Source organism: Noviherbaspirillum phoenicis, from assembly GCF_047237965.1.
Lineage (GTDB): Bacteria > Pseudomonadota > Gammaproteobacteria > Burkholderiales > Burkholderiaceae_D > Noviherbaspirillum_A.
Genome location: NZ_JBDFLX010000001.1, coordinates 3,763,148 through 3,776,746, shown reverse-complemented (window position 1 = coordinate 3,776,746; position 13,599 = coordinate 3,763,148). Strand labels below are relative to the sequence as shown.

1 protein-coding gene is annotated in these 13,599 nt (G+C 67.3%); it reads left to right on the top strand.

All coding sequences use genetic code 11. From position 1 onward, the window contains the following. Window positions 1-77: 77 nt before the first annotated feature. The gene (locus ABC383_RS16840; RefSeq protein WP_413015264.1) at window positions 78-13,406 is read left to right on the top strand and encodes a polymorphic toxin type 22 domain-containing protein; all 13,329 of its coding nucleotides are present in this window, start codon (window positions 78-80) and stop codon (window positions 13,404-13,406) included. Window positions 13,407-13,599 lie beyond the last annotated feature (193 nt).

Genomic DNA, 13,599 nt, shown 5'->3' with positions numbered 1-13,599 from the left:
TTCCCGGCCCGAACACCGTTTGACGATGCTGGCCTGCCGGCGTCGTCGTGCTCTGTCCCTTACGTACAGGAACCCTCATGGTCGCTCTCGTCGCCGGCAACAGTCTTGGCCTCAATCTCACGTCCTTAGCCACCCTCGGCGCCCGCGGCGTCGCCGGCACTGCCACCCTGGGCCGCGGCACCGACCGCGTCACCGTCAATGTCGCCAACGGCAACCTCATCCTCCAGAACCAGGACGACGCCCTCGCCGGCTCCGGCCTGTGGAGCGCCAGCCAGCGCACCTACAACAGCCAGGAACACCTCGCCGGCGACTTCCGCCTGCCCGGCTTGCAGCCGCCGCGCCTTGCCACCTTCGGCGCCATCGGCCAGCGCAACAGCAGCATCGTCAGAAAGGATGCCGACGGCAGCGAGGACCGCTATGCCTACGACGCCACCCGCCGCCTGTATCTGAGCACCAGCGGCGCCGGCGCCTACGACACCCTGCGCTACCGCGACAACCAGCTGGTCTGGACCGATGGCGACACCGGCACCACCGAGTACTACGCCCGCTACCAGGACCAGTGGCAGCTGGTGCGCCGCCAGGACACCGACGGCAATGCGCTGGCCTTCCTCTACAACAAGGAGGGCCAGGTGCAGTCGGTGGCCAACAGCAGCGGCGAAACCGTCTATTACGATTACCGCAACCGCCTGCTGGCCCAGGTGCGCAGCGTCACCATCGATGCCAATGGCACCGCCCAGACGGTGCGGGTGCGCTATGGCCATGACAGCTTCGGGCGTCTCGACACCGTCACGGTCGACCTCACGCCCGAGGACGGCAGCATCGCCGATGGCCGCGTCTACACCACCCGCTATGCCTACGACGGCCCGAGCGAGCGCATCACGTCCATCCGCCAAAGCGACGGCAGCAGCCTCACGATTGCCTATATCGGCAGCGGCAACGACATCCGCGTGGCCAGCGTCACCAATGCGCTTGGCGAGACGATGCGCTTTGCCTATGACGCGGCCAACCGCCGCACCACGGTGACCGATGCGCTGGGCCTGGCCACCCGCTATGACTACGACGCCCAGGGCCAGCTGCTGCGCATCACCGGCCCGGCGATTGCCGGCGGCGCCCAGGTGCAAAGCTTTCTCTACAACGCCCGCGGCGACGTACTCCAGGCCACCGACGCCGAAGGCCATGTCAGCGCGATGGAATACGACGCCAACGGCAACCAGGTCCTGCAGCGCGACGCCGCCGGCAATGTGATAGCGCGCAGCTTCGACGCCCAGAACCAGCTGCTGACCGAAACCCTGTACGTCGCGCCCGACCCGGATGGCGCCGGGCCGGCCCGGGCCAGCCTGCCGCAGACCACCCACACGATCTACGACGCGGGAAAACGCAACCATGTGCGCTTCATCGTCAGCCCGGAAGGCCGGGTCACCGAGTACCGCTACAACGCCACCGGCCAGCGCATCGTCGCGCTGCGTTATGCGGCGGCCTATCGCGACAGCAGCGCCTGGCAGGTCGCCTATCCGCAAGCCCTGCCGCCCACGCCGTTGGGCCTGGGCGCGCCGGTCTCGGCCGGCGGCTACACGGGCGCGGCGCCGACCGAAGCCATGCTGGCAGCCTGGGCCGCGGCGCAGGATTCCAGCCAGGTGGTGCGCACCGACTATCGCTACGACTTCCGGGGCCAGCTGCAGCAGCAGCTGCGCTACCCGATGGTGCCGGCCGATGGCAGCCTGAACGTGGCCACCGCCGGCGGCGCCAATCCCAACCTGTATGCCAGCACCACCGGCAATGGCAACAGCGTGGGCAACGGCACCGGCAATGGCAATGCGAATGGCAAGGGCAATGGGGTGGGCAACGCCATCGATGGCGCCGTAGGCAACGGCATTGGCAACGCTAACGGCAATGGCAATGGGAAGCCAGGCGCCGCCGCCGACATCACCCAGTATGTCTACGACGCCTTCGGCCGCCTGCTGCAGACCGTCTCGCCCAACGGCGGCGTCACCAGCTATGCCTACGATGGCCTGAACCGCCTGCTGGCCATGCAGGACGCCAAAGGCAACTTCACCGCCACCGGCTACGACGACGCCAGCCGCCGCACCACGCTGCGGTCGGCCAATGGCCTCTCCACCGTCAGCGCCTTTGATGCCGCCGGCCGCCTGACCAGCCTGATGCAAACCGATGTCAGCGGCCAGCCGCTAGCCGTGACCACCTACGACTACGATGCCGACGGCCGCCTGCGCCACAGCACGGACCCAACCGGCGTGGAACGCTGGATGCTGTACGACGAGGCTAGCCGGCTGGTGGCGGAGATCGATGGCAACCGCAGTTTGATTGAATATGTGTACGACCATAACAACCAGCTGCTGCAGACTACCCGCCATGCCACGGCGGTAGCGGGCGACTTGCAGGCCGTGCTGCCGCCGGATGCGCTGGCCCGCCTGCGCCCGCCCGCGCATCCCGACGACAGCCGCAGCTGGCACCTCTACGACGCCGCCAACCGCCTGGCCGCCGAAATCGACGCCGAAGGCCTGCTGACCCGCACCGAATACGACGGCGCCAGCCGCGTGGTCCGCACCATTGCGTATGCCAATGCAATCGACGTATCCACCCTGACCGCCCAAACGACGCTGGCGCAACTGCTGCCCGCCGCCTCCACCGACGACCGCGTCACCCGCCGGCTGTATGACAACGATGGCCTGCTGCGCGCCACGCTCGATGCCGAGGGCTATTTGCAGGAATGGCGCTACGATGCCGCCGGCCAGCAGGTCGCGCAGATCCGCTACGCCACCGCCACCGATCCCGCACTGCGCGCCAACGGCACCCTGTCGCAGCTGCGCCCCGCCGCCAGCGCCGCCGACATCCTCACCCAGCGCATCCTTGACGCCCGCGGCCAGCTCACCGCCGAGATCGATGGCGAAGGCTATCTCACCAGCCACCGCTACGACGGCAATGGCAACCGCACCGGCAGCACTCGCCATGCCCGCGCGCTCACGGATACCCAGCGCGCCATGCTGGTTGCCGGCGGCATCGCCGCAAGCTGGCGTCCTGAACCCGGCAGCGCCGATGGCATCCAGACCTGGCGTTACGACCTGCTCGACCGCGTCATCGCCAGCACTGACTACAGCGGCACCGTCACCCGCTACCAGTACGACAGCATGGGCCGCCTGGTACAGACCACGCTGGCCGCCGGCAGCGACGAAGCGCGGGTGCAGACCCGCCGCTACGACCTGCAGGGCCGGCTGCTGGCCGAACTCTCCGGCGAAGGCAATGCCGCGCTGGCGACACTGGCCAACCCGAGCCCGGAACAGACCGAGGCGATCTGGCAGCAGCATGCCGTGCGCTATCAATACGACGCCGCCGGCCGCCTGCTGACCCGCACCGATGCCAACGGCAACCGCGACGTGTTCTATTACGATGCCGACGGCCAGCTGCGCTACGCCGTCAATGCCGCAGGCGAGGTGCAGGCCCACCAGTACGACGCCCTCGGCCGCGAACTGATGCTGACCCGTTATGCAACACGACTTACCAGTACGCAGCTTGCCAGCCTGCAGGGCGGCCTGCTCGATGCGCCGCGCAACACCGGCATCCCAACGATGATGGCATCCCTGGCCACGCCCGGCGCCGACAGCAACACCATCTACCGCTACGACCGCGCCGGCCGCCTGCTGGAGATCACCAATGCCCTGGGCCAGCGCATCGCCAGCCGCTACAGCACCTTTGGCCAGCTGATCGGCAAGACCACCATCGGCACCGAGAACGGCGACATCGTCGAGCAAAGCCGCTACGACCGTCGCGGCCTGCTGACCTCCACCCTGCGCGACGCCACTGGCCTGCGCGCTGCCACGCGCACCGAGTACGACGCCTTCGGCCGCGCCATTCGCCGCACCGATGCCAACGGCAACCTGCGCGAGCAGCGCTACGACCGTCTCGGCCGCATGGTGCAAACGGTGGATGCCACCAGCGCCGTGTTCGCCACCGGCTACGACGCCTTCTCGCGCACCATCAGCCGCACCGATGCGCTGGGCAACACCACCCGCATCGCCTACGACCATGCCGCCCGTTCCAGCACAGTGACCACGCCTGAAGGCATCACCGTCACAACGGTGATGAACCGCCATGGTCAGACACAGCGCGTGGTGGACGGCAACGGCAATGTCACCACCTCTACCTACGACCGCAATGGCAACCTGGTCTCAACTGCCACAGCACTGGCAGTCACCACGCAACGCTTCGACGCCGGCGACCGCCTGATCGAAACCGTCGATGGCAATGGCACCCGCACCGTGCTGGCGTATGACGCCGCCAACCGCATGCTGTCGCGCATCGTCGATCCGGGCGGCCTGGCGCTGGCCACAACCTATGTCCATGACGCGCTGGGCCGCATGGTGCGCAGCACCGATGCCAATGGCATCGCCACCACCTACCACTACGACGCGCTTGGCCAGTTGCGTGAACAGGTACGCGACCCCGATGGCCTGGCGCTGAACACCCGGTTCAACTGGAACAGCCGTGGCCAGGAACTCGGCGTGACCGACCCGAACGGCGCCACCACCCGCTATGCCTACGACAACCTGGGCCGGCGCATTAGCGAAACGGTCGACCCGGACGGCCTCGCCCTGACCACCCGTTATGCCTATGACGCCAACGGCAATATGGTCACGAAGACCGATGCCAACGGCCGCGTCAGCCGCTATGCCTACGACGGCGAAAACCGGCTGGTGGCCAGCGTCGATGCCGAAGGCGGCGTGCTCATTACCCGCTACGACCCGAACGGCCGCATCGCCGCCACGGTGGCTTATGCGCAGGCCATCGTGCTCGACGGCCTGCCGCTGGCCGCGAGCCTTGCCGACATCGCAGCACGCCTCCATGCCGATCCCAGCGACCAGGCCAGCCACCGCATCCACGACCGCGACGGCCGCCTGGCCGCCACCGTCGATGGCGCCGGCGCGGTAGTGGCTTATCGCTACGACGGCAACGGCAACGTCGTCGAGCGCCGTGCCTATGCCGGACCGGTCGCCCTGGCCAGTTGGCGTCCCGGCACGATGCCCGCCGTGCAGCCCGACGACGCGCACGACCAGCGCCTGCGCACGCTGTACGACGCGGCCAACCGGGCCATCGCCAGCATCGACGGCGTCGGCGCGCTGACGCTGCAGCGCTACGACGCCAACGGCAACCTGCTGTCGCGCACCGCCTATGCCACGCCGGTCGATCCTAATTTGGCGCTGACCTTCCTAGCCACCGATGCCAGCCGCATTATGGGCGCGAGCAATGACATTGCCAGTAACACTGACCACCTCGCCAGCATTGCCGAGCGCATCGCCAGCAGCGCCGACCGCGCCGACCAGTACCGCTACGACGCCGCCAACCGCGTCACCCTGCATGTCGACGGCGTCGGCGCGGTGACCTGCTATGCCTACGACGCCAACGGCAACCTGCTGCGCAGCATCGCCCACGCCACTGCCCTCGCAGCCGGCCAGGACCCGGCCACCGTTGCCGCCAGCGCCGCCGACCGCCTCACCGACCGCGCCTACGACGCCGCCAACCAGCTGCTGTGGGAAGTCGACGCGCTGGGCGGCGTCACTGCCTGGCAGCGCGACGCCAACGGCAATGTGCTGCGCATTGCGCGCCATGCCCGGCCAGTCGCGCCGCCCGCGGCCGCGATGCCGCCCCGGTCGGCCGACGCGCTGCGCCAGGCCGTGCAGCCCGATGCCACGGCCGACCGCATCAGCCGCCAGGCGTACGACGCAGCCAACCGCCTGCTGTTTGCCATCGATGCCGAAGGCGCCGTCACCGCCTACCGCTACGACGGCCTGGGACAGCGCATCGCCAGCACCGCCCATGCGAACACGCTGGATACGCAAGCGCTTACGGCCATCGATGCGCAAGGCGGCACATCGCCCGGCGGCAGCCCGCAAGCCAGCGGCACGATAGCCATCGCGGCCCGCCTGGCCGCCATCGCCAGCCGCATCGCGCCCGACGCCGCGCAGGACCGCGGCAGCCGCCAGTACGTCGATGCCGCCGGCCGCATCGCGGCCACCGTGGACGCGCTGGGCAACGTCACCGCCAGCCGTTACGATGCGCTGGGCCGCCTGCTGCAGCGCGAGCAGTTGGCCCGGCCGCTGGACCTGGCCACGAGCGACCTGCCCGCCACGCTGGAAGCCCTGCAAGCCTTGCTGCGCCGCGACCCGTCCGCCGACCATGTCGAACATCAGACCTGGGACGCCGCCGGCCGCCTGGTAAGCAAGACCGATGCGCTGGGTCATACCGAGTCCTGGACCCACGACGCGCTGGGCAACCAGCTCAGCTACCGCAATGCGCTGGGCGCGGTCTGGACCTACGACCATGACGCCGCCGGCCGCACGATCCGCGAGACCACGCCCGAGGTCGATCTGGTCAGCACCACTGCCAACTTTGCCACCGACGCCCTCAGCATCACCCATGCAGGCCCGGCCGCCATCGTTAGTACCCTGGCCTACGACGCCCTGGGCAACCTGATCGCCCGCACCGAAGCCCAAGGCCGCCCCGAGGAGCGCACCACCCGCTATGCCTACGACGCGCTGGGCCGCCAGATCCGTACCACCTTCCCGCCGGTCGGCGTCTACGCCGCCGACCTCGACGACCCCGGCAGCAACGGCAGCACGGGCCTGGCAGCCCGCACCGAGCGGATCGAGACCCTGTACACCGAAACTCGCTACGATGCGCTGGGCAATGCCATCTCCGGCCGCGATGTTGCCGGCGCCATCAGCCGTAAGACCTACGACCGCCTGGGCCGGCTGGACTACGAGGTCGACGCGCTAGGCCAGGTCACTGGTCGTGAATACAACGCCTTCGGCGACATTACCCGTCTGACCCGCTACCAATTCGCCGTAGCGCTGCCCCAAGCAGACATCGACAGCGGCGGCCTGCGCGCCGCGCTGCAAACCAGCGACAACGACCGCAGCCTGCAACAAGCCTACGACCGCACCGGCCGCCTGCTGCGCACCGAGCAGAGCGCCGTCGATGCCTACGACAGCAGCGCCCCCGAAGGCCAGCAGGCCTTTCACGCCGGCCTCGTCACCACCCAGCGCTACAACGCCTTCGGCGAACGCATCCAGACCCGGAAGTTAAGGAACCCGCTGACCAATGCATGGCTCGCCAGCACCGCCTGGTACGACCGCGCCGGCCGGGAAATCGCCAGCATGGATGCCGCCGGCTATCTCAGCACCCAGACCTGGGACGCCCGGGGCAACCTGCTGTCGCGCACCGAGTTCGCCCAGCCGCAGGCCGATCCCGGCGCCGCCTTGCCAGCAGCAATCGTTGCCAGCGACGACGACCGCAGCACCGTCTATGCCTACGACCAGGCCAACCGCAAGATCGCCGAAACCCGGCTGCGCATCGAGGTCGCCGATGCCGACACGGGCGTGACGCAACGGCGCGATGTCAGCGCCACCTACGGCTATGATGCGCTGGGCAACCAGACCCGCGTCACCGACGGCCTGGGCGCCACCACTTTCACCTGGTATGACGCGCTGGGCCACATCCGCGCCGTTGCCGCGCCAGGCCATGACAGCACCGCCAGCGGCGCCATGCTGATCCCGCTGACCGAGTTCCGGCGCGACGCCCACGGCAATGTGCTGCTGCAGACCGCCTATGCCAACGGCGCCGCAGCAGCCGACGAGCGCGGCTACACCCGTGCCGCCGCCTCCGCCAGCGACCGCGTCACGCTAAGCCGCTACGATAGCCACGGCCATCTGGTGCAAAGCCAGGATGCCGCTGGCGTCGTCCATCATCAATCCTTTGATGCGCGCGGCAACCTGGCCAAGTCCTGGCAGCGCGTCACCGCCGCCGACGGCATCAGCCAGCGCACCCTCTGGCAAGCCTGGCGCTACGACGCGCTGGGCCGCCAGAGCGCGATGCTGAGCGCGCGCGACGATGGCGGCGCCATCATCGCCGGCACCCGCTACAACGCCTTCGGTGAAATCGTGCGCCAGGGCACCGATGAGCGCTGGGAAACCTACTACGACCGCGACGCCGCCGGCCGCGTCTGGCGCACCAATGACAAGGATGGCATCGAGCGCATTGCGCTGTACGACCTGCAGGGCAATGCGACAGTGGAAGTCCGCAGCGACGGCGCCGCGCCGCTGGCCGTGACGCAGCCGCTCGACGCGCTCGTGGCCAGCCATGCTCGCCGCGTCGACAACCGCTACGACGCGCTCGGCCGCCTGGTCGGCATGCTCGACGCCGCCCGCGACGACAGCCCGCTGCAGGACGATGGCGACGGCGGCCTGTCCTGGACCAGCGCCGACGGCGCCGAGCGTTTCGCGTGGCAGGCCGCCGGCCTGGACTGGATGGATCTCGCCATCACCCGGCGCGACGGCATGTCCACCGTCAGCCTGCGCGCACTGCCGCCCGGCGACTATGGCTATCGCCTCAGCCGTTACGACGCCGGCGGCGCTCTGCAGGTGGTAAGCGGCATGCTGCATGTCGAAGCCGGCCAGACCGCGCGCACCGTCGATGCGCAGAACCTGCCGCGCATCGGCGGCGTATCGGCGCAACAGTCCACCATAGGCGGCATCGCCAGCCTGGACGATGCCGCCGCCTGGCTGGTCTTCGCCGACCCCGGCGCCGACTATGTCGCGCAGTTCCAGTACCGCGCCACAGGCAGTAGCGCCTGGCTCGCGCTGCCGCTGACGCCACGGGGCAATGGCCTGGTCGGCGTCAACCGTGCCGCCATCCCCGCCGGCGCCTACGACTACCAGCTGCTGCTGACCCGCCCCGGCGCATCCAGCCCGTCCCGCACCATCGCCGGCAAGGTCGACCTGCCGGCCTATGCGCCGATCGGGCAGAAGGTAATGGCAGTTGGCATCGACGGCCGGATCCTCGGCGCGCTACCGGCCCGGGTGCTGCGCCTGCCCTTGCCGCCGGCCGGCGTCGACGCCCGGCTGCGCCTGCGCGTGATCGATGCCGACGCCAACCCGATAGGCGACTGGCAGAGTCCCGCCGTGCAGACCGACGTGCTTGGCGTCGACACCCAGGACCAACTGCTCGGCTACCAGAAGCTCGACCTGGCTTCGCTGCCGCCGGCCCAGTACGAGGTCGAGCTGACCTGGCTGCAAAACGGCCAGCCGATCGCCCAGAGCCTGGGCCAGCTCGACGCCCGCGACACCGACGCCACAAGCTACACCGACCACACCCCCGACTACCTGCCCGCCTACACCGTCGCCGCCACCGCGCCGCGCATCACATTCACCACCGACCAGCTGCTGCGCCCCGAGATCCGCCAGACCCTGGACCGCTGGGGCAATGTGCTCACCGTCAACGATGCCCGCTCGCTGGCCTGGGTCACCAGCACCCGCTACAACGCCGACAACCACGTCACCGAACAGGCCGCACCGGCCATGCAGCTGGCCACCGGCGAGACCGTGCGCCCCGTGACCCGCTTCCTGTACGACGCCCTGGGCCGCCAGATCGGCATGCGCGACGCCGACGGCAACCTCACCCGCTGGCGCTTCGACAACGCCGGCCAGCTGCAAGCCGAGCTGCAAGCCGACGGCGGCATCGTCACCCACCAGTACGACGCCTTCGGCAACAAGGTTGCCACCATCGACGCCCGCGGCCATCGCCAGGACATGCGCTACGACGCGCTTGACCGCCGTATCGACACCCGCATCGATGGCGCGCTGGTGACCAGCGTCAGCTACGACGACGCCGGCCGCATGAGCGCCAGCGGCAACGGTGCGGGCGAGATGCTGCGCTACCGCTACGACCTGCATGGCAACGTGGTGGCCGTGATCCAGCCCATGGGCCAGGCCACCGCATACGCCTACGACACCCACAACCGCCAGGTCGCCATGACCGACGCCAACGGCCGCACCGCGACCTGGACCTACGACGACTTCGGCCTGCTGCTGGCCCACACCGACATCGGCGGCGCCGTCTACACCTACCACTACGACGCCGCCAGGCAGCTCGTCGAGCAAAGCAACAGCCGCGGCCAGCACATCCTCTACGGCTACGACGCTGCCGGCCGCCAGATCCGCATCGACGACCGCGCCACCGGCAAGCTCACCACCTACCGGCTCGACGCCCTCGGCAACCATCTCGCCGAACGCACGCTGCAGGGTGGCGAGCTGCTGCAGGACAACCGCCTCGCCTACGATAGCGCCGGCCGCCTGGTGCGCGTCACCGACAGCGCCGCCGGCCGCATCAGCATCGCCATTGGCTATGATGCCGCCGGCAACCGCCGGCACATCGTCACCGACATCGCCGTCGATGGCGCCAGCCAGCATGTCGATGGCTGGTATGTCTATGACGCGATGCACCGCCAGACCGTGGTCAATGCGCTCGACGCCCAAGGCACGCTGGGCACCCAGGGCCGCCGCATCGCCTACGACTTCAACGGCAACCGCATCAGCGACACCTGGCATGGGGCGTCACTGGGCGGCGCCGCTGCCGCCGGTGGGGATACAGAACTGTCGGCACTTGCCCTCGGACTGATCGGCCAAGCGGGCACCACTGGCAACGGCGACACCACCGCCACCTATGCCTACGATGCCCAGAACCGCCTGATCGCCAGCTGGCGCGACGGCCAGCTGGTACAGCAGCGCCAATACGACGCCGCCGGCCGCCTGGCCATCGAGACCGGCGGCACGGTCGATGAAGACACCGTCAAGCAACTCAACAGCGCCCTGCCCGAAACCGACCGCCTGCCCGAGCGCCGCAGCATCTACAGCTACGACGCCAACGGCCGCATGACCTACCTGCAGGTGCTGCACCTCGACGGCGGGCGCGACTACGACATGGACTACCGCAATGCCTACGACGCCGTCGGCAATGTGCTGAGCTACCAGGTCCATGGCTACAGTGACGACGGCTATACCAACACCTTCGTCCATACCTATGCCCAGTACGAAGGCGACGTCATCACCGACACCCGCGGTAGCAGCACCGTCAACGACGACGGCGCCAGCCACCGCCGCTACGACGTCAACGGCGACCTGATCACCATCACCGACGATGCCGAGGGCGCCAACAACCGTAGCTACCGCAACGACGCCTTCGGCCGCGCCCTGGCGATCCACCAGAACGGCCGCACCCTGCGCCAGCTGATCGTCAACGGCGAAGTCCTGGGCCGCTACGGCAACGGCGTCAACCCCTACGACGCCAAGGATGACGACAATCATCCTCAGTTCGCCACGATCAAGGACCTGAACTTCAGCTACCAGATCGTCAACGCCACGCACCCCGGCAGCGCCCCCGGCAGCTACCTCGTCGCCGCCGGCGACACCCTGCAGTCGATTGCTCGCCGCCAGTATGGAGACGCCGGCTACTGGTACCAGATCGCCCTGGCCAACGGCCTTGATGGCGACAGCGCGCTGGTGGTGGGCCGCAAGCTCGATATCCCTTCCATCACCGGCACCACCTTCAATCGCGCCGATAGCTTCCGTCCCTACGACGCCAGCATCGTGATCGGCGACACTACGCCGACCCTGCCGCCTCCGGACGATGGCTGCGGGATACTGGGCGCAATCCTGATCATTGTGATCGTGGTAGTGGCCACGATCTTCACCGCCGGCCTGATGGCCCCTGCGGCTGGCGCGGGCCTAACCGGCATCTTCTCGGCCGGCGCATCGGCGCTGGCCTCGGGCGGCTTCGCGGTCGGCTTCATCGCCGGCGCCGTGGGCTCGGCCGTGGGCCAGATAGTGGCGGTGGCCACAGGCATCCAGAAGGACTTCAACTGGAATGCCGTGGCACTGGGTGCGCTCAGCGGCGGCGTGGCCTCCGAGATCGGCGCGGCAGCCGGCGTGGGCGCGCAAGGCGCCAGCGCCACCTGGCTGGGCGGACCGACGCTGGCGCCGACGGTGGCGCGCAGCATGCTGGGCAATGCCATCACCCAGGGCGTGGCAGTGGCAACCGGTCTGCAGGACAAGTTCAGCTGGACCAACGTGGCGGCGGCCGGCGTCGGCTCGGCGGTGGGCTATCTGGCCGGCGATGCCCTAGGCATGCGCACGCAGGACTTCGCCACGGCCGGCTTCGGCGAGCGGCTGGCAAAGTCCACGCTGAGCGGCCTGGCGGCAGGGGCTGCGGCCGCGATTGCGCGCGGCGGGCGGGTGACGGTGCAGCAGGTGGCGGTGGATGCGTTTGGGCAGGCGCTGGGTGAGTCGGTTGCTCAGACGGATTGGGGTGGGATGAGAAGACAAGCGGTGTCGTACACACCGGAAGAGCAGGTGCAGGACTATACGCTGGAAAACAACCGCTTCAGTTCTGCGTTGACTAATCGCGCCAGCGACCCGACTAACCTGGCTGCCGCGCAGCGCTATCTGTCGATGTACCCGATGGCATCCAACGAGGGCATCAATGTGTGGCTGCCCGAATCGATGCCGGTAACAGGTAACGGCGCAGACGTTACGCCGAGCGACCTCATGCGATTCGAGAAGGCCAGCTATCAGCAGGGCGATTTCAACAAGCTAGACATCACCGGAAAGAGGGACACGATGGGTGCGCTCTTCCTGAAGAATTATGGGTATGCGCCCATGCCGGCCGAGCTGATCCAGTACGGCAACTACAACAACCTGAGCAATGTGAATGATGTCTCGATAAATCGGGAGATCGTAAGCCCGAGCCTGGAGCAGTTGCGCAATACGCCGATCACGGAAGCTCAACTGCAAACCTTCGCGGCCGACGATGCGAGCTATGCGCAGGCAAGGCTGGCAGCGCAAGCGAGAGCTGCATCGTCGCAAGGGCCAATGACAATGCCAGGTCCTATGCTGGCAAGCGACTATGAGGCACAAGGTAATCAGCTCGGCCGCAATGCGCATATCTTCGCCAATGCGGCGCAATGGGCATACGGCCAAGGCAATCGGCAGGCGGGAGACACTTACCAGCAGTTGGCGAACAATGCCTACTATGCTGGGCAGCGAGCATCGATCACGGCATTAAACATGAACGCGGTTTCGCAAAGGGCACTTTCGATACCAACGCCTAACTTTGACCCAGCGCCGGGATGGAGTTATATGGGACAAAATTCCGCTGGGCTGCCTGCGGGAGGGACTGCTCAGCCTGACTTCGTTGTATTGGGTGGAACATCGTTGTCTGGTAGCGGTTCAATCGCATTAAATGTGCGGGATGGTACAACTTATTTGGCAGGCGGAGTGACGCAGAGCGATCCTCGTTCCATAGGATGGAAACCAGGTCTCGTTGCTACAGCTGGATGGATCTTTGGCTCAAATAGTGCAGAAGGAACTAACAACTTTTTAAACGGGAATGGAAATCAAGCATACATTTCCGTTCCAACTCCTTGGAAAGTAAATGGCTTCGTCGCTGTAACGCACGCATATGGTGGTGGATATGCGCTTGAATTGGGCGTTGCCTCACCGGGAAATTTATCGGCTGGCGTCGTTCCGATCAGTCATTCAAAAGTAATTTATTCGCCAAAGTAAAGGGGAAATGATGGTGGCACCTGGCGGTCCCGATGAAGAAACTTGGAAGAAGATGAGTCCAATGGCGCGGAAAATTTATTGGATATTAGTTGTGGTGGTATTCGGAATTATTGGAATGGCGTTTTTATCCCAATTCTTTAAATAAAAAAACCGCTCCCACCCCACTAGCTGCAAGGGGTTGTGGAGCGGCTTC